Consider the following 18,558-nt stretch of genomic DNA (forward strand, 5'->3'; position numbering starts at 1 on the left):
TGTCAGTATACGTCCCGCTGGTAGCGTTTGGACTGCTGAAGATCGCGGATGTACTGGGCGGCAGCGTCCTCGTCGAGGCCGCCGTGCTCCGTGGCGATATCCAGCAGTGCCTGGTGGACATCGGCTGCCATGCGCTCGCCATCACCACAGACATAGAAATGGGCGCCACGCTCGAGCCAGGCGTAGATATCCGCCCCTCGTTCCCGCAGACGATCCTGCACGTAGACCTTTTCAGCCTGGTCGCGCGAGAAGGCAACGTCCAGACGAGTCAGCAGGCCCTTTTCCCGCCAGCTCAGCCATTCGGCCTGGTAGAGGAAGTCGGTGTGAAAGTGCTGATCGCCAAAGAACAGCCAGTTATCGCCGTCGGCATCGGCATCGTCACGCTCCTGCATGAAGGCGCGGAAGGGCGCCACGCCCGTGCCCGGGCCGACCATGATAATCGGCGTGCTGTTGTCGTGCGGCAGCTTGAAGTTCTTGTTGCGGTCAACGTAGATCGGGATCCTGTCGCCGGGTTCTACATGATCGGAGAGGTAACCGGTGGTTACCCCGTTGCGGGCGCGCCCGTGGGATTCATAGCGCACCACGCCCACGGTCAGGTGGACCTCGTCGGGCTCGGCGTTGTAGCTCGAGGCGATCGAGTAGAGCCGCGGCGGCAGCTTGCGCAGGGCCTGTGTAAAGGTGGCAGCGTCCAGGTTGTCGACCGGGAACTGCTCGATCACATCGATGATGTGACGGCCGTAGACCCACTCCTTGAACTCGTCGCGCGCCTCGTCACTCAGGATACGGCGCAGCTCGGCATCGTCACTGAGCTCGGCCCACTTTTCGAGAAAGGGGCGCGTCAGCGTGGTGACTTCAAACTCGGCGAGCAGCGCATCGCGAATCCTGCTGCCGGTGTCGAGCTCGGTGTCATGGCTGATTCTGAGCTTTTCCAGAAGCTCATCGACGTAGGCTGGATCGTTTTGCGGCACCACGCCCAAAGCGTCACCGGGCTCGTAAACGATGCCCGAGTCTTCCAGCGACAGCTCGATGTGACGGGTCTCCTTGCTGGAGCCCTCGTCGTTGAGCACGACCGTGTCCAGAATCTCGGCATAGAAGGGGTTTTTCTTCGACCACTGGCTGTCACCGGCCGGCGCCGCCGGGGCGCTCTGATCGGCGGCTGCCGTGGTGGCGCCGGAGAGTTCGGCGTAGCGACCGAGAATGCTCTCGATCCAGGCCTCTGCCGGTTCTTCGTAGTCAACGTCGCAATCGATACGATCGCTGATCCGCTCGGCGCCGAGTTCGGCCAGACGGGCATCGAACTCCTTGCCCATCTGACAGAACTGATCGTAGCTCGAGTCGCCCAGGCTCAGTACGGCAAAACGGTGGCCGTCGAGCTTGGGGGCCTTGCGGCCATTGATCAGCTCGTAAAAGCCGATGGCAGTGTCCGGTGGATCGCCTTCGCCCTGGGTGCTGACCACAACCATCAGGTTGGTGGGATCCTTGAGATCCTTTTTGGTCATGTCTGCCATGTCGACCAGGCGAACATTGAAGCCGTGTGCCATGGCGCGATCACGCGCCTGTTCGGCCACGCCTTCGGCATTGCCGGTCTGGCTGCCGTACAGGACGACAATTTCGGGTAGTGCAGAAGTGGTCTGGGTTGTACCTGCTGGTAATGCAGCGCTCATCTGGCCGCCGGACGCATTGAGTCCGGCGAGATACCCACTCAGCCAGGTCATCTGATCGCGATCCATGCTGCCCAGTACATCGTTGAGACGCTGGGCCTGATCGCCATTCAGAGGACTGTTGGTGTCGAGCAGGGGGCCTTGTGACATCGTGGATATCCTCATCTGTCCCCGGGGGAGGAAGGCGAATGCTAGCGACCTCCCCAATGAATTAAAAGGTATAAATTATAATGCTTTTATAACTTAAAGAAATTAATGGCGGGCCGGACCTGCCAGTGTCCTTGCTCGGCTGCTTCGCTGTACCGTGAGATGATCAAAACGATGCCACGAAAGCCGGTCATGCCTGTCAGGGACCAACAGCGGCTTTCGATGTCCCGCGTGAACACGATATCGGTGCTGTCACCGGCCGGCTTGAGTAAAAGCGCTGCAGAATGTAGCACGCCTTGAGTCGTCAATAGCAGGCCGTTACGAGCGCCGGGAGGTCACGCTCGCTCCAGTGTTCAAAAATGCCGGAGTATACCCTTATTCTTTAAAGCGCACGATCCGGGTGTCGGTAAGAGGCGCAATGGCTCTTTCTGCCGGCACTCCGGGGCAACGATGCGTCGGGAGAGCAGCCTTCGGATCATGCGTGCGTGGTCCTTGTAACGGGAAAGATGAAGCGGACCGGATGGCATGCTAGTTTTCATGACCTTTGGTCAGCGTCGTGACGCTTGCGTTTGTCACGACGTCTATCATCCTGCAATGGCGGTGAAGCGTGATGTCGATATTACGGCGGGCAGTGCCTGACAGGACGGCAATGGTGTCGTCACTGCACCGATGTCCCCAACTTGATGAAACAGGAGTGCGATATTGAATTTCTGGCTGATTGTGAACGGCAAGGGGGTCGGGAATCCTGCGCTGCGCGAGGCAGTGGATCGCATTCGCAACGAGGGGATCAATCTTTCGGTCCGGGTGACCTGGGAGAGCGGTGATATTGCGCGCTTTCTGAAAGATGCCGTGGATCAGGCAATCGATCGCATCATTGTGGCCGGCGGGGACGGTACGCTTCATGAAGCCACCAATGCGCTGATGGGCATCGAAACGTCGAATCGCCCGACGCTGGGCATCATTCCCATGGGGACGGCCAACGACTTTGCCTCTGCGACAGGCATTCCGGAGCCGCCTCTCGACGCGCTTTCCCTGGCGGTGTACGGCACGCCGCGTGCCATCGACATCGCTCGTATCAACGATCTCTATTTTCTCAATATGGCCTCCGGTGGTTTCGGGGCCAAGGTGACCAGCGATACACCGCCGGCCTTGAAAAAGCTGCTGGGCGGTGGCGCCTATTCACTGGTGGGTGTGATGCAGGCCTGGCGTTTCGAACCCTTTCGCTGTCACCTGCAGACTCATGATGGCAGCTACGAGCGCGACCTGATCGTGCTGGCGGTCGGTAATGGCCGGCAGGCCGGTGGCGGTCAGGAGCTGACGCCGAGAGCCCTGCTCAATGATGGGCTGCTGGATGTGCTGACCGTTGAATCCTTTTCACTGGTCAGGGTCGGCAGCGCCATTCATGAGCTACGCGAGCTGCCACGAAACGGCAGGCTGGTGCGCTATCACCAGTTGACCTCCATGGATTTTCAGAGTGAATCGCCGCTGCCCATCAATCTGGATGGCGAGTTCCATGAATTTACTCAGGCCAGAGTCGAAGTCTGCCCGGGGGCAATGTCGATCGTTTTACCCGATGAGTGCCAGCTATTGTATGAGGGCAAGCCACGACATCATTACGGGCGCAGCAGCTAGCTCCCTGGATAGGGTGTCCGGGTTCAATCTGAATGTTACAAAACGACGACTGCATGTACGTGGCTGCCCGGCTATAAGTAACAGGCCAACAATGTAACGCATCAGTGTTAATACGTTGGTGCGTCTGAATTGGTCTACGCTTTTCAGAGTACGCAGAAATGGTGCAAGCCGTTTCAAGGGGCAGTATTTTATCGCCTCCGAGCCGTACCTGTATCGATGTGGTTTTATCTTGAAGTAATCAGGGAGGTATTCATGAAAGGGAAGACAATCGCGGCAGCAGGCCTTGCCTTTACCATGGCGCTCGGTCTGAGTGCCTGTGGCCAGGACGATCCGGCCGATGAAGCGGGTGATCAGGCTCAGGAAGCCAGTGAAACCAGCCAGTACATGGATGGTGAAGGTGCCAATGCGACCTCCGATGGCGCTGCCGAGCAGGCCGGTACCGATAATGGTGACATGAACGATGACACCATGGATTCCGACAACGGCGATACCATGTCGGGCACGGATGACATGGACGAGGATTCGGGCACCATGCAGGGCATGAACGAATCCCAGGAAAGCACCGATGAAAGCACCGGCATGCGCGAGGGCGGTACGGGTCATACGGCGACCAATGCCGGCTCATCGGGCACCATGAGCCAGGCGGAAGAAGCCGAGCAGATCAATAACTCCTCGAGCAACACACAGTAAGTCGACAGGCAGGTCGTCATGCGGCCTGCCGGGTTCGGCAGCAAGGGACACTGGTTCGAAAGCTGCCGACCGTCGGACATAAAAAAGCCCGCGCCATGGCGCGGGCTTTTTGCAAGGCGGTCATGCTGATGCAGTGATCAGTCCATGGCCTTGATGTTGGCGGCCTGAAGGCCCTTCTTGCCCTGAGTCACTTCAAAGGAGACCTTCTGACCATCCTGAAGCGACTTGAAGCCTTCAGCCTGAATCTCGGAGAAGTGTGCGAAGAGATCGTCACCACCGTCATCGGGAGAGATAAAGCCGTATCCCTTGGTGTCGTTGAACCACTTGACAGTACCGGTTGCCATCTTTGATGTCCTTGCTTTATTTGCAGTAATACCGAGCCGCAGCCCGTTTATGCGTTGGGCTTTCAGAGGAATGACGATCGAAGGATCGGTCAGACATTCTACCTGCAAAGCTGCCTCCATGAGCATGATCCAGTCGCCTGAGAAAGGTCAAGTCCAATTTGCCAATCTTCAGGTACATGCCATCATGCATTGGAGTGATCAGCACAAAGAGGCAGGATTGATGAACGTTCAAAATGTCGATTATCAAAATGACCAGGCAGCACGGCAGTTTACGCAGTCGCTGCGCGAAACCGGGTTTGGTGTGGTGCGCAATCACCCGGTGCCACAGGCGCTTGTCGAGCGAATCTATGCCGGATGGGCTGCCTTTTTCGAAGACGAAAGCAAGCATCGATGGCGTTTCGATCCCGCGACGCACGCCGGTTTTTTCCCGGCCAGCGTTTCCGAGACAGCAAAGGGGCAGACGCAAAAGGATCTCAAGGAGTACTTCCATATCTATCCAGGGACAAGGGTGCCCGACAGCCTGCAGGCCGATATTGACGAGTACTATCGAATTGCCCAGGAAGTGGCGACCACTCTTCTGGGATGGATCGAGGCCAATACCCCGGAAGAGGTCTCGGAGCACTTCAGCGAATCGCTTTCCAGCATGATTCGCGACAGCCATCAAACACTTTTGCGCGTGTTGTACTATCCGCCGTTCGAAGGCGATGAGGGCGAGGGCGCCGTGCGTGCGGGAGCCCATGAGGACATCAACCTGATTACCGTCCTGCCGGCGTCCAACGAAGCCGGGCTGGAGGTCAAGGGGCGTGACGGGCAATGGTTGCCCGTGCCCTGTGATCCGGGTCAGTTGATCATCAATGTGGGGGATATGCTGCAGGAAGCATCAAACGGCTATTTCCCGTCCACCACCCATCGAGTGGTCAATCCCGAAGGGGCTTCGCGCCAGCGTGCTCGCCTCTCCCTGCCGCTGTTTCTGCATCCCAGACCGGAGGTGGTGCTCTCCGAGCGCTATAGCGCCGATGGTTATCTCCAGCAAAGGCTCAGGGAGCTGGGTGTTGCATGAATGCCGTCACCTCGCAGCCGCAGTGGCCGCTGGACTGGCGACCCGGCAACCATACCGATGACCTGCGTTTCGCCCAGCAGCTGGTCGAGGAGACCATGTCTCCCTACTGGCAGAAGCGACGCATGGTCTTTAGTCGTCAGCTTTTCAAGGAGCAGTGGGTGCGGTTGGAGACGGCCATGATCATGCGTGATGCGCAAAGGGCCGGGCTGATTGCCTGGGATGTGGCAGAGGACATTCATTATCTTCGCGAACTGCACCTGACGGCGCCGTGGCGAGGGCAGGGCATTGGCGCTGATGTGCTGATGCACTGGATCGCCCGACAGGAGGCACTGGGGGCAAAGAGCATGCGCCTCAAGGTCTTCGCCGAAAACCCCGCGCGTCGGCTCTATGAGCGCATGGGGTTTCAGGTCATGCCGAACTCGAGCGAGATCTCGGGGCTTTTGAACATGGAAAGACAAGTGTGACGATGTACTTTTGCATGCTTTGATATTGACTGTCTCACCGCCTGTCACCATATCGGGTGCAGTTATCGTTTCTTGAAAGGGCAACGCCATGTCTGCACCCGAACACGCGCCAGCACATACGGCCAACACCACGCAGGGCACCCATAACATGCTTATGGGGTATCTGCTGTGGCTTTTTGGTTTTACCGGCGCCCATCGCTTCTATTACGGCAAACCCGTGACGGGAACCATCTGGTTTTTCACCTTTGGTCTTTTCCTGATCGGCTGGATTGTCGATCTCTTTTTGATTCCGCTCATGGACCGCCAGGCGGATCTGCGTTTTCAGCGTGGCAGCCGAAGCTACACCGTCAGCTGGATTTTACTGACCTTTCTGGGCGTGCTGGGTATCCATCGCATGTACATGGGCAAGTGGATCACGGGCATCATCTATCTGTTGACCGGCGGCCTGTTTCTGCTGGGCGTGCTCTATGATTTCTGGACACTCAACGACCAGCTGTCGATCAAGCATCAGCGCGAGCGCTAGTCTTCGAAAAGGACGCCATCATGGCCGCTGAATCAAAAGCCGTCATCTATGCTGCCATGGCGGGCAATCTGGCGGTGGCCATTACCAAATTCGTGGCTGCTGCCATCACGGGCAGCTCGGCCATGCTCTCCGAAGGCATTCATTCGGTGGTCGATACCGGCAACCAGGGATTGCTGCTGCTGGGCATGCATCGGGCCCGCAAGCCGCCGGATCGGGACTTTCCGTTCGGTCACGGCAAGGAGGTCTACTTCTGGAGCTTTGTGGTGGCCCTTTTGATCTTTGCGATCGGGGCGGGCGTGTCGCTCTATGAAGGAGTGATCCATGTCCTGTCTCCCGAGCCCATCTCCTCTCCACTGGTCAACTACATTGTACTGGGACTGGCCATCCTTTTCGAAGGCGCCTCATGGCTGTTTGCCCTGCACGGCTTTCGCAAGGCCAAGGGCAAGTGGGGCTATGTGGAAGCAGTACAGCGCGGCAAGGACCCGTCGCTTTTCATGGTGCTGTTCGAGGATTCGGCTGCCATGCTGGGCCTTGTGGTAGCCCTTGCAGGGGTCTGGCTGAGTCAGGTGACCGGCAACCCGATCTTTGATGGTGTGGCGTCCATCGTGATCGGCCTGATACTGGCAGGCACCGCCGTATGGCTGGCCATCGAAACCAAGGGACTTTTGATCGGCGAGAGCGCCAACCGCCGTGTGGTAGAAGACATTCGTACTACGGTGGGCAATCATTCCCGGGTCGAGGCCGTCAATGAGGTGTTGACCATGCACATGGGCCCGAACTTTATACTGGTGAACCTGAGCGTGCGCTTTGATCGCCGGATGCCGGCCGAGCGCCTCGAGAGCGTGATCGCCGAGCTTGATCAGAGCCTCAAGGCGCAGCATCGCGAGATCAAGCGGGTGTTTATCGAGGCCGAGTCGAGTCTGACTGCTGATGCGTCTGTATCGTCCGGGACGTCGGAATAATGTGCCGGATCACAAACCATGAAATGAGGGCCGTGATCCATTATCCCGGCAGAGAGGTTTATCCTGGGTAATGGCACGACACTGCGTGAGCTTTTAACGTCGCTCGATGAAGGCATGAGGGCCACGATGTCAGTATCAATGACATTTTGACGACCTTTATGGGCCCGGAGGCCCTGAATACATATCATGATACGCCACTACGGCATCGAGGTTTCTCTTGAGTAATGGCACGACACTGCGTGAGCTTTTAACGTCGCTCGATGAAAGGCATGAGGGCAACGATGTCAGTATCAATGACATTTTGACGACCTTTGAATCCAGAGGGTTTGGGCCTCTTCTGGTGATTCCTGCATTTTTGGCGCTGGTCTGCCCGGTACCGGGTATTCCCACCGCCTGTGGCCTGTTCATGGCATTGATCGCGGTTCAGCAGGTATTCGGGCGTACCCACCCCTGGCTGCCAAAGCGGCTGCGCGATGTTTCCGTTGATGCAGATCGCTTTCATCGTACGGTGGTTCGGATCAAGCCCTGGGCCAGACGCCTTGAATATCTCTTCAAGCCCCGGCTGGTCTTCATGGATTCCTCCATGGCGCAACGTCTCATTGCCGTGCTGGTAACGCTGATCAGTCTGTCGATGGGACCACTGGAACTTTTGCCCTTTGCGGCAGCACTGCCTTCCGGCGTATTACTGTTGATTGCGCTGGGCATGACGGCACGCGATGGGCTGGTGATACTGCTGAGTCTGTTGATTGCCATCGCAGGCTCCCTGTGGCTGGGGTTGGCGCTATAGGCGCATGTCGGTTTGACCATTGTCGTAACAGCCCTGCCCGGTGATTCGCCAGTCAGGCTTTTGTAAATATCCCGTATTCATGGACAGCCCTGAAAATTACAGGGGCAACCATCACACATCATATGGACCTGCATGACTGAAACAACCCGGCTCAGCGAGCTGATGACGTCGCTGGATAAAGAGCATGAAGGGGATGATGTCAACCTCAACGATGTTCTGGAGACCTTCGGGTCGCGCAGCTTCGGTCCGCTTCTGGTCATACCGCCACTGGTGGCGCTGGCCCTGCCCATTTTCGGTCTGCCCACCATCTGCGGGGTGGTGACGGCGCTGGTTGCCATTCAAATGGTCATGGGTCAAAACAGCCCCTGGCTGCCCAGGCGCCTGCGCCAGCTGTCGATCGATGGGCAGCGCTTTCATCGCACGGTAGAGAAGCTCAATCCCTGGGTGAGGCGACTGGAGAAGCTTTTCAGGCCGCGTCTGGGGTTCATGAACAATGAGATGACCCGGCGCATTACGGCGCTGTTCATTGTCCTGATCAGCCTGTCCATTCCCTTTGTCGAGCCGCTGCCGATGGCACCGGCGCTACCCTGTGCCATGCTGCTTCTGGTCGCGCTGGGCATGCTGATGCGTGATGGCCTGGCCATGCTGATTGGCCTGGTCGTGGCCGTGGCAGGGATGGCGGGGTTCTTTTTGTTGCTATAACTTTTCCTGCCATAAACAAGGGCCCCTTCGGGGCCCTTGCTCTTCGATGATGCTGTCGTTCAGCGTTGCAGGGCGTCGCTATAGCGCGTTGTGCGCTCGTGCTCGGTTATCATGTGAACACCTTCGGTGGTGCCCTTGGCCAGTCCTTCGAAAATGGCGCGATAGGTCAGCACGGCCTGCACGTATTCGCGCGTTTCGCGAAAGGGGATCTCTTCGATAAAGAGGTCAAAGGGCTCGTCGCTTTGGGCCAGCCAGCGATCCACCCGGCCGGGGCCGGCATTGTAGGCGGCGGCTGCCGCAACACGATTGCCGCTGTAGCGCGCCGCCATGTCGCGGATATAGGCGCTGCCCAGCATGACGTTGGTCTCCGGGTCTTCAAGACTTGTCACCCCCTGCCAGGGCACCCCCAGCTGCTGGCTGACATGCTGTCCGGTGCCCGGCATCAGCTGCATCAGCCCGCGTGCGCCAACCGGTGACTGGGCCTGGGGATTGAAGGAGCTTTCACGTCGTGCCAGCGCCATGAGAAGCCAGGGATCGACGTTGCGCTGCTGTCCCCACTTCTGGAAAAGGTCGGCATAGCCCTGCGGGAACCGCCAGTCGAGCGCATCCCAGTGATCACCGCGAATGGCAGCGTAAATGGCCAGGTCATACCAGCCCTGAGTGAGGGCATACTGCGTCAGCGTCGGACGCTGCGCTTCGGGGAGGTGGCGCATCAGGTAGTACCACTCGGCGCGGGCCAGCCCCGGCTCATCAATGCGATACAGTGCGGCCACGCGGCGCATCGAGGGCAGGGCGGCGGCATCCTGAAGATCCTGCTCGGCGATCGTGATCGGCGCGTTTTGAAGCGCATAGGGCTGATGGATGCGATCGGCGGCGGCGAAGCCGAAAAAGCTGCGCTGACCCGCTGCGACCCGCCAGGCCTCCCGCGCCCCGGCCTCGTTGCCCAGCTGCTGTCGGGCACGGCCCAGCCAGTACTGCCAGTGGGCGTCACGCCGATCACTTTCCGCCATGCGCTCGATCCATGCGGCGACCTCGCGCCACTGGCGATGCTCGAGCGCCTTGCGGGTACGCAGCTCCAGCAGGTCCTGATCCCCCAGCTGAGCCGCGGCGGCATCGGCCCACTGCGCATTGGCGCTGACATCGCGTACCAGCGAGTAGAAGACCAGGTCATGCTCAATATCGTGGCGCTGCTCATCGGTCAGCGGCGCGCGGGACTTGATCTCCTGCCAGGCGGACAGTGCCCGGGCGGTATCCTGACGAATCAGGCGCGCCATGGCAGTGCTGTAGAGAGGGGAGACGCCCGGTGTGTCGTTGCCGACTAGGTCGGGCAGCCCGGTGATGCGTCCGGGATCGCCCTGAAGGCGCTCGAAGGCGGCGCGCTGGGGTTGCCAGTTCCCCGGCAGCTCGCCCGGCAGATAGCGCTGCATGCCGTCATCCCCGCTGCGCCAGGCAAGCATCAACCGCGCCCAGATGTCGGCGCCGGTGATGGCGTTATTGGCCCGCAGCCGATCGAACAGCGGGTCACAGGCCGAGGGCTGGGAATGGCCGACCAGCCACAGATTGCGCCCTCCCAGTGCGGCGCGTTCGGGTTCCCGATCCAGCAGGGCGCGATAGTACCAGCACTGACGCGTCGTACGCTGCGGCATGCCATCACTGACGGCCAGAAAGTTGTCAAACTGCTGGCGGGCGCCCCATGCATCCTGGGCAACACCGCGCATCCACTCCGAAAGCACCGAGTTGTCATGGCGCTGTAGATAATCGTTGATGATGGATGGTGACACGTTCGGCAGGCGTGACTTGAGCTCGTGGTATTCGACATAGCCTGCCAGTACGTGCCCCCGAACGGCGTCACGATCGATCTGGTCCCACTGCTGGGCACGGGCGGCCTCGAAAGACCGGTCAAAGCTCTCGTCACCGGCCAGCGCTGGCGCGGCAAGCCCGGCTGCCAGCATGACGGCCAGCCAGCGTCTGGATAATGTCTGCGTCACCCTCACCCGAAAACTCCTGTCAGCATCGATATGAACACGCCCGGGGCAGGCATACTGCTTCCCGGGCGCCTAGACTAATCCAGGTGGCTGAATTTAACGATCCCGGCAGGAAGATCTTCAGCGCCTGCGATGTTAAATGGGCACGGACAATCAACGGCCTTTTTGAAACAATCCTTTATTTGGAGTATCCATCCATGGCAAAAGGTCGACTCAATCCTCTTGGTCTGATTCGCGGCCGTGGTCGTATCTATTGGCGTATTTTCAAGGCGTTTCGCACCTTTTTTCCCATGCTGAACGACTGGCGCAAGGGGCGGTACCGGCCGCTGCCCAAAAAGGCAGTGGGACTGATGGCGCTGGCCATCGTCTACGTGGTCAGTCCCTTCGATCTGGTCCCGGACTTTATTCCCTTCTGGGGACTGGTCGATGACGTCATCATCAGCGGCTGGCTGCTGGCCAAGATTGATGAAGAGCTGGATGACTATCGTCGCTGGCGCGAGAGTACCGACACACCCGCAACGTGATGGCTGATTCCGTCGCCACGAACGGCCCTGCATACAGGAATGCAGGGCCGTTTCTCTTGAAAAATCGGTAACTTCCCCCATAACGGGTACACACAGCACGGCGCGGCCGGGTCGAGAACGGCCGCGCGGCGTGTTTCATCCTGTTGATTATTGTCAGAAGAGAAATGTTGCCATGACGAGTGCGCAAGAGCAGACGCTCGGTTTTCAGACCGAAGTCAAACAGCTTCTTCACCTGATGATCAATTCCCTGTACTCCAACCGGGAAATTTTCCTGCGTGAGCTGATTTCCAACAGTGCCGATGCCTGCGACAAGCTGCGCTATCGGGCGCTGGAAAGCGATGCGCTTTATGAGGGGGATACCGAGCTTCGCGTCGAGATCGAATTCGACAAGGAAGCCAGAACCGTCACTGTTCGTGACAACGGTATCGGCATGAACCGTGAAGACGTGATTGCCAATCTGGGCACGATTGCCAAATCCGGCACGGCCGAGTTCCTCAAGCAGATGTCCGGTGAACAGCAAAAGGACGCCCGCCTGATCGGGCAGTTCGGCGTCGGTTTCTACTCGGGCTTTATCGTCGCAGACGAGGTGGTCGTGCGTACGCGTCAGGCCGGCACGCCCCAGGAGCAGGGCGTGGAGTGGCGCTCGAAGGGCGAGGGTGAGTTCACCATCGTCGATATCGAGCGCGCCGAGCACGGTACCGAGATTGTCCTGCATCTCAAGGAAGATGCCCTCGAGTTTGCCGACGAGCATCGCCTCAAGGCGCTGGTACGCAAGTACTCCGACCACATTGAAGTGCCGGTGCGCATGCCGACCGTTCAGGAAGGCGAGGATGAAACCGATGTTACCGTCACCTGGGAGACGGTCAACGAGGCCCAGGCGCTGTGGGTGCGGCCGCGTACCGAGATCAGCGACGATGAGTACAAGGCGTTCTACAAGCACGTGGCGCATGATTTCAGCGACCCGCTGACCTGGAGCCATAACAAGGTCGAAGGCAAGCTCGAGTACACCAGTCTTTTGTATGTGCCCTCGCGCGCGCCGTTTGATCTCTATCAGCGTGAAGGGGCGCGTGGCCTCAAGCTCTATGTCCAGCGTGTCTTCATCATTGATGACGCCGAGCAGTTTTTGCCGCTGTACCTGCGTTTCGTAAAGGGCGTGGTCGACTCCAACGACCTGTCGCTCAATGTCTCGCGTGAAATCCTGCAGCAGGACCCGCAGGTCGAGAAGATGAAAGGGGCGCTGACCAAGCGCGCGCTCGACATGCTGAGCAAGCTTTCCAAGGACAGCGAGACCTACCAGAACTTCTGGAGCCAGTTCGGCAGCGTGCTCAAGGAAGGTCCGGCCGAAGATCACAGCAACCGTGAAAAGATCGGCGGCCTGCTGCGCTTTGCCAGTACCCATACGGACAGCGCTACCCAGAACCAGTCGCTGGCCGACTACATCTCGCGCATGCATGACAATCAGCAGGCGATCTATTACATCATTGCCGACAGCTTCAATGCCGCGCGGCACAGCCCGCATCTCGAGATCTTCCGCAAGAAAGGCGTTGAAGTGCTGCTGCTCTCCGATCGCATCGATGAGTGGCTGATGTCGCATCTCACCGAATTCGACGGCAAATCGCTGGTTGATATCACCCGCGGTGACCTGGATCTGGGCGAGATCGACAGCGAAGAAGAGAAGCAGGCGCAGCAGGAGAGCGCGAAGGCCAAGGAAGGGCTGGTCGAGCGTTTCCGCGAGGCGCTGGGCGATCAGGTTCAGGAAGTACGCGTAACGCATCGCCTGACCGAATCACCGGCCTGTGTGGTCCTGCCGGAAAACGAGATGGGCTATCAGATGCGCCGTCTGATGGAGGCTGCCGGTCAGCCGGTGCCCGAGGTCAAGCCGATTCTCGAGTTCAACCCCGATCATGCGCTGGTTTCGAGACTCGAGAGCAGCGAAGGTGAGACCTTCACGGATCTGGCTCACGTGCTCTTTGATCAGGCCGTGATCGCCGAGGGCGGCCAGCTGGATGATCCCGCCGCCTATGTACGTCGCCTGAATGCCATGCTGACCCACTAAAGCCCTCCCCGAGCAATGACGGGCTGTCACCGTCATTGCCGGTTGGAAAACCGCAACATGCATCCGGCATTTTGCACGATAATGCACAATGTCGGATGTTCGCCTCATCTCGTCGATGATGGGGACATGACAGGCGAAACATGTTAGCCTGCCACCTTGTTCTGAAACCGAGCCCTGTCACATGACACGAACGCATCGCCCGTTAACGACGTTGACGCTCGTGCTTGCACTCTCCATGTTCAGCGTTTTCACTCCCTCGCACGCTGATACCAGCAAGCCCAGTTTCCAGATGCCGGACCTGCGGGAACACCCGGCCGGCACCGATCGCAAGATCGCCTTTTTCAACCTCATGATCCCGCTGATCGAGAAGGCCAACGACGAGATTCAAAATGATCGTGAATGGCTTTTGCACATGCAGCATCAGACGGACTGGACCGTCGACTCAAGACAGCGCCTGGCTGCCATCTGCAAGGCCTATGACCTGAGCTGCAAAAACGAGACGGACGTTGACTGGTCCACGCTGCTGGGGCGTGTCGATACCGTGCCGATTCAGCTGGTACTGATCCAGGCCGTGGAAGAGTCCGGCTGGGGCACATCGCGTTTTGCCCGGGAGGGCAACAACCTCTTTGGCATGCGCTGCTTCAGTGATAACTGTGGTCTCGAGCAGATCGGTACCGGCAGCGGCTATCAGGGGTTTGCGACCGTTTATGACGGTATCGAAGCCTATATGCGCAATCTCAATACCCACCGCGCCTATGAGGGACTGCGGGAGCGTCGCGCCGCACTGCGCGACAAGGATAAAAACGTCAATGCGCTGGCGCTGATCCCCTCGCTGCAGAACTACTCCATCCGTGGTGATGCCTATCTGGCGGCGTTGCAGTCGCTTTTGAGCACCAATGCGCCGCTGATCGATGAAATCCGTGTGCAGGACAGTGATGATCCGGCATGATCGATTGCCCGGTTGCCCATGAAAAAGTCGCCCGAGAGGCGACTTTTTTGTGGCTGGTGATCGTGAACGGCTCTCACTCCTGCAGCTCGGGCCAGGTGACGGTTACGATCAGCCCGTGCGGCTGGCGGTTGTCGATGGCAAGCCTTGCCTTCTGACGCTGGGTCAGCTGTTTGACGATCGACAGCCCCAGGCCGCTGCCTGTCATGCGCTGGTTGGCACGATGAAAGCGTTCGGTAATCTTTTCCAGCGACTCGGCGGGGACGCCGGGGCCGTCATCGATCACCTGAATCATTGGCTGGCCCCGGGTCATGTCCAGATGCAGCACGACGGTGCCACCATCGGGGGTATAGCGCAGGGCGTTGTCCAGCAGGTTGCGCAGCAGCACGCCCAGCTCTGTCGGGTCGGCGCGTACCCTGAGCGAGGAGAGACCGCTCATCTCCAGCGCCTGCTGCCGGTGGTCGGCCAGCGGCCAAAGTTCGCCGGCCAGCTGGGAGGCAATGGGATAGAGATCCACCACATCCAGCTGGCGCTGTGGTGTTCGCTCCACGCGCGCCAGAGTCAAAAGCTGATCCACCACGCGCTGCAGGCGTTCGATGCCGTGACGCGCCTTGTCCAGCGAGTTCTGCGAGTCCTGCTCGCTGGCGCGCGCATTGTCCAGATGAATCTTCAGCCCCGCCAGCGGGGTGCGCAGCTCGTGGGCGGCATCGGCCGTGAAGCGCCTTTCGCGGTCCAGCGCCATGCGAAGCCGTTCGATAAAGGCGTTGAGGGAGTCGCGCAGCCCCGTCAGCTCGCGGGGCGGCTGCTGTTCGATGGGGGTGAGGTCCTGATGATAGCGCCGCGCCACCTCGGCCGAGAGGTTATCGATGGGGCGTAGCCCGCGGCGGATGACCCACCACAGCGCGATGCCCAGCAGCGGCAGTATCAACAAAAAGGGAATGCTGTTGCCCAGCAGGATCTTGTAGACCAGCTCCTGCTGAAAATCCTCGCGCAGCCCGGTAGAGACCCAGACATTGTGCTGCTCATCGTAGATGCTGAACACGCGCCACTCTTCCCCGTCATAAGTGACCCAGCGATAGCCGGTTTTGCCGGGGGGCGGGAAGGGGCCACTGTCATTCCATTCGGCGCTGAGCATGCGCGGCGAGCGGTCGCTGTTCCAGAAGCCCAGTGACAGCAGACGCTCTTCCTCCCGGAAACGCCGCGGCGTGTTCTCGGAGTGCGTATCCATGATGATGCTCGAGGTGTCGCGCCCCTCCATGCTGTAAAAGCGTGCGGCATGGCCGGGTTGCGTCAGGCGGTCCGCCAGTGCCCGATAGTCCTGCGAATCCATGTTGATATCGATCATGCCCGTCACGATGCGCCCGAACTGGGAGAGCTGAGCATCAAACATCTCCTCGAGCTCGTGTTTCGTGATCAGCCACGCCGCCAGGCCCGAGAGGATCGCGCCCAGCAGTACCAGCCCCATCACGGCCCGTGTCAGGTAGCGGCGGATCGAGGTCATTCGATGGTGTCGTCCAGACGATAGCCAATGCCGCGCAGGGTCACGATCAGGTTGCTGTCGAGCTTTTTGCGCAGATGGTGAATGTGTACTTCCAGCGCATTGGACTCGATCTCGTCACTGCAGCCATAAAGCAGCTTCTCCAGATGGGGGCGGGTAAAGACCTGTCCGGGGTGCTGGGCCAGCTCATGCAACAGGGTGTATTCACGGCGGCTGAGCTTGACCAGCTGCTCCTGCCATTTGACCTCGTGGCGAGCATGATCGATGTGCAGCGGGCCGATCCGGATGCTCTGCTGCGTGCGTCCGCCCAGGCGGCGGCTGATGGCGCGCAGTCTGGCCTGCAGCTCATCCACGTCAAAGGGTTTCAGCACATAGTCGTCGGCGCCGGCATCAAGGCCCTGAATGCGATCTTCCAGGCTGTCGCGGGCGGTCAGGATCAGCACCGGGATATCGTGGGCGGCCCGGATCCGGCGCAGGACTTCCATGCCATCGATGCCGGGCAGCCCCAGATCCAGAATGACGGCCTCGACCAGCCCCTGTTCGATATGTTCAAGGACGCTTTCGCCCTCGGTCAGCCAGGTCACTTCATGGCCTTCACGACGCAGGGCGGTTTCCACGCCATCGCCCAGCAATAAATCGTCTTCGACAAATAATACCTGCATGCTGTTGGGCTCCTGATCAGTGGGTGGCATGGATGATGTGACGCCGGCGCTTGGCAGCGATGCGTGATGGTGCGATGTTCTCATGATCCCTGTCCTGTGTGTGGGCGCAAGTCATTGATTCGACATTATGACCCTGAAAACGGTTATTGGTGCCCTGATGGGCATTTTGCCGGAATCCGACCGGCCGGGCCGTAGGCGGCCGGTGTTGGTATACCTGCCGAAGCAGGTAGTGCGTGCGTTACCCGAGTCGCCTGTAAGCGTTACACTAAAGCCTGCCCATCGTCGATCAACAAGGATACTCCATGGCAGTCGAGCATCAGCCTCAGGTCAGTACAGATGATATTCGTGTGCCTCCGGTGGCCGTGCTGGGAGGCGGCAGCTTTGGGACGGCGCTGGCCAGTATTGCCGCCAGCGGTGGCGCCGGAGTACGCCAGTGGATGCGCGATGCCGCCCTGGTCGACCATGTGAATGCCCAGCACGTCAATCATCGCTATCTGCCCGATTTCCATATGCATCCGGACGTCGTGGCCTCCACGGATCTGGCCTGGGTGCTCGAGCAGGCGCAGCTGGTACTGATCGCCATCCCCTCCGGCGGGTTTCGCCAGGTCGTGCGTCAGGCGGCGCCCCATTTTGCTGATGATGCCATCCTGGTCAGTACCACCAAGGGTATCGAAACCGACAGCTTCCTGCTGATGAGCCAGATTCTCGAGCAGGAGACACGCAGTCCTCATATCGGCGTGCTCTCCGGGCCCAACCTGGCGGCTGAAGTCGCCCAGGGACATCTGAGTGCCAGTGTCATTGCCAGCGATGATGAACTGACCCGGTCGCGGGTGCAGGCGGCACTGTCGTGTGATCATTTTCGTGTCTATGCCAACAATGATCGCTATGGTGTGGAGATGGGCGGTGCGCTCAAGAACATCTATGCCATTGCCGTGGGCATGTCGGCGGCGCTGGGCATGGGGGAGAACACCCGCAGCATGCTGATTACCCGGGCGCTGGCCGAGATGAGCCGCTTTGCAGTAGCCCAGGGCGCCAGTCCCATGACCTTTCTGGGCCTGGCCGGCGTGGGAGATCTGATCGTGACCTGCTCGTCGAACCTGTCGCGCAATTACCGGGTCGGTCATGCCATGGGGGAGGGTCGCACGCTGGAGGAGGCCACCGAGGCGCTGGGGCAGGTGGCCGAAGGGGTCAATACGGTGTCGCTGATTGTTCAGAAGGCCGAGCAGGACAATATCTACATGCCGCTGGCCACCGGGCTTTATCGGGTCATGTTCGAAGGCGTCGCGCCGCGCGAGATGGCCACGACGCTCATGCGCAGTGAACAGAGTAGTGACGTTGAATTCACGCTGCCGCGAGAGGATACGCGGCGTGCTCAGCAGCAAACCGCAGCCAGGGATATCCCATCATGAAAATCTATATCATGCGCCACGGGGAAGCCGCTTCCGGATCGCCCGATGCCCATCGGCCGCTGGACATTACCGGACAGCAGGAGGTCGCCCGTATCGCGGACTGGTTCATTTCGGTTCTGGGAGAGCAGGGGCATCAGCTGAAGATCGTGGCCAGCCCCTATGATCGCGCCCAGCAGAGTGCCCGCATTGTCGGCCGGGCCCTGCACGTGGACGACATCATGACCCTGCCCATCATGACCCCCGACGCGCCGCCGGCCACCCTGATCGACTGGCTGACCCACAATGTCGATCCCCGGGAAGATGACGCCCCCTGGCTGTTTGTCAGCCATATGCCGCTGGTGGCCGAGCTGGTCGGCCAGCTGGTGGATGGCGGCCCCAACGCCAGATTGCCCATGGGCACGGCGGATGTGGTCGAGCTGGAGGCTCAGGTCTGGGCCGCCGGCTGTGCGACGATGGCACGCCACGTCACCCCCGCTACCGCAGCGATCGATTAGCGCTCGGTCACT

Annotated in this window: 18 protein-coding genes; 13 read left to right on the forward strand and 5 right to left on the reverse strand. The window is 59.6% G+C overall.

Going from position 1 to position 18,558, the window contains the following annotated elements; translation table 11 throughout:
• Positions 1 to 2: 2 nt before the first annotated feature.
• On the reverse strand, positions 3 to 1,811 hold the full coding sequence (locus M1D97_RS06870) for an assimilatory sulfite reductase (NADPH) flavoprotein subunit (protein WP_456269989.1): 1,809 nt from the start codon (positions 1,809 to 1,811) through the stop codon (positions 3 to 5).
• 699 nt (positions 1,812 to 2,510) lie between these two features.
• On the opposite strand from M1D97_RS06870, the gene yegS reads away from it, so the two are divergent.
• Positions 2,511 to 3,440 (forward strand): lipid kinase YegS, encoded by a 930-nt coding sequence (yegS, locus tag M1D97_RS06875; protein WP_456269990.1) that lies wholly within the window; start codon positions 2,511 to 2,513, stop codon positions 3,438 to 3,440.
• A 252-nt stretch (positions 3,441 to 3,692) separates the two neighbouring features.
• Positions 3,693 to 4,130 carry a hypothetical protein gene (locus M1D97_RS06880; protein ID WP_456269991.1) on the forward strand — a complete coding sequence of 146 codons (438 nt, stop codon included), beginning with the start codon at positions 3,693 to 3,695 and terminating at the stop codon, positions 4,128 to 4,130.
• Between the two features lie 137 nt (positions 4,131 to 4,267).
• Here M1D97_RS06880 and M1D97_RS06885 read toward each other — a convergent pair whose 3' ends face one another.
• Positions 4,268 to 4,474 (reverse strand): cold-shock protein, encoded by a 207-nt coding sequence (locus M1D97_RS06885; protein ID WP_456269992.1) that lies wholly within the window; start codon positions 4,472 to 4,474, stop codon positions 4,268 to 4,270.
• A gap of 220 nt (positions 4,475 to 4,694) precedes the next feature.
• On the opposite strand from M1D97_RS06885, the gene M1D97_RS06890 reads away from it, so the two are divergent.
• From M1D97_RS06890 to M1D97_RS06915, 6 genes are all read left to right on the forward strand, one after another.
• A complete protein-coding gene (locus tag M1D97_RS06890) occupies positions 4,695 to 5,534 on the forward strand; it encodes an isopenicillin N synthase family dioxygenase (protein WP_456269993.1) in 840 nt (279 codons plus the stop codon).
• Entirely contained in the window at positions 5,531 to 5,998 is a 468-nt protein-coding gene (locus M1D97_RS06895; protein WP_456269994.1) for a GNAT family N-acetyltransferase, read from the forward strand. The genes M1D97_RS06890 and M1D97_RS06895 overlap by 4 nt, the downstream gene beginning before the upstream one ends.
• 88 nt (positions 5,999 to 6,086) lie before the next feature.
• The gene (locus M1D97_RS06900; protein WP_456269995.1) at positions 6,087 to 6,521 is read left to right on the forward strand and encodes an NINE protein; all 435 of its coding nucleotides are present in this window, start codon (positions 6,087 to 6,089) and stop codon (positions 6,519 to 6,521) included.
• A gap of 20 nt (positions 6,522 to 6,541) precedes the next feature.
• Positions 6,542 to 7,483: a cation diffusion facilitator family transporter gene (locus M1D97_RS06905; RefSeq protein ID WP_456269996.1), complete on the forward strand. Its 942-nt coding sequence runs from the start codon at positions 6,542 to 6,544 to the stop codon at positions 7,481 to 7,483.
• A gap of 217 nt (positions 7,484 to 7,700) precedes the next feature.
• Positions 7,701 to 8,270, forward strand: coding sequence for an exopolysaccharide biosynthesis protein (locus tag M1D97_RS06910; protein WP_456269997.1), 570 nt, complete (start codon positions 7,701 to 7,703; stop codon positions 8,268 to 8,270).
• A gap of 132 nt (positions 8,271 to 8,402) precedes the next feature.
• On the forward strand, positions 8,403 to 8,972 hold the full coding sequence (locus M1D97_RS06915) for an exopolysaccharide biosynthesis protein (protein WP_456269998.1): 570 nt from the start codon (positions 8,403 to 8,405) through the stop codon (positions 8,970 to 8,972).
• A 59-nt stretch (positions 8,973 to 9,031) separates the two neighbouring features.
• On the opposite strand, the gene M1D97_RS06920 is transcribed toward M1D97_RS06915, so the two are convergent.
• Complete coding sequence (locus tag M1D97_RS06920) at positions 9,032 to 10,960, reverse strand: transglycosylase SLT domain-containing protein (RefSeq protein WP_456269999.1); 1,929 nt, start codon at positions 10,958 to 10,960, stop codon at positions 9,032 to 9,034.
• Between the two features lie 194 nt (positions 10,961 to 11,154).
• Between M1D97_RS06920 and M1D97_RS06925 the strand changes: the two genes are divergently transcribed.
• The 3 genes from M1D97_RS06925 to M1D97_RS06935 all read left to right on the forward strand — a co-directional run bounded on the left by M1D97_RS06925 (position 11,155) and on the right by M1D97_RS06935 (position 14,486).
• Positions 11,155 to 11,481, forward strand: a complete 327-nt coding sequence (locus M1D97_RS06925) for a YkvA family protein (RefSeq protein WP_456270000.1) — start codon at positions 11,155 to 11,157, stop codon at positions 11,479 to 11,481.
• Positions 11,482 to 11,653: 172 nt separating this feature from the next.
• The gene (gene htpG / locus M1D97_RS06930) at positions 11,654 to 13,537 is read left to right on the forward strand and encodes a molecular chaperone HtpG (protein ID WP_456270001.1); all 1,884 of its coding nucleotides are present in this window, start codon (positions 11,654 to 11,656) and stop codon (positions 13,535 to 13,537) included.
• Positions 13,538 to 13,718: 181 nt separating this feature from the next.
• A complete protein-coding gene (locus tag M1D97_RS06935; protein WP_456270002.1) occupies positions 13,719 to 14,486 on the forward strand; it encodes a protein bax in 768 nt (255 codons plus the stop codon).
• A 73-nt stretch (positions 14,487 to 14,559) separates the two neighbouring features.
• Here the strand turns inward: M1D97_RS06935 and M1D97_RS06940 are convergent, their stop codons facing one another.
• Together M1D97_RS06940 and M1D97_RS06945 are read right to left on the reverse strand one after the other, a co-directional pair.
• On the reverse strand, positions 14,560 to 15,984 hold the full coding sequence (locus tag M1D97_RS06940) for an ATP-binding protein (RefSeq protein WP_456270003.1): 1,425 nt from the start codon (positions 15,982 to 15,984) through the stop codon (positions 14,560 to 14,562).
• Positions 15,981 to 16,643, reverse strand: a complete 663-nt coding sequence (locus M1D97_RS06945; protein WP_456270004.1) for a response regulator transcription factor — start codon at positions 16,641 to 16,643, stop codon at positions 15,981 to 15,983. The genes M1D97_RS06940 and M1D97_RS06945 overlap by 4 nt, the downstream gene beginning before the upstream one ends.
• A 302-nt stretch (positions 16,644 to 16,945) precedes the next feature.
• Between M1D97_RS06945 and M1D97_RS06950 the strand changes: the two genes are divergently transcribed.
• Positions 16,946 to 18,052 carry an NAD(P)H-dependent glycerol-3-phosphate dehydrogenase gene (locus tag M1D97_RS06950; RefSeq protein WP_456270005.1) on the forward strand — a complete coding sequence of 369 codons (1,107 nt, stop codon included), beginning with the start codon at positions 16,946 to 16,948 and terminating at the stop codon, positions 18,050 to 18,052.
• Positions 18,049 to 18,546: a phosphohistidine phosphatase SixA gene (sixA, locus tag M1D97_RS06955; RefSeq protein WP_456270006.1), complete on the forward strand. Its 498-nt coding sequence runs from the start codon at positions 18,049 to 18,051 to the stop codon at positions 18,544 to 18,546. The genes M1D97_RS06950 and sixA overlap by 4 nt, the downstream gene beginning before the upstream one ends.
• Positions 18,547 to 18,558: the final 12 nt, after the last annotated feature.

It is taken from the genome of Kushneria sp. AK178 (assembly GCF_053903105.1).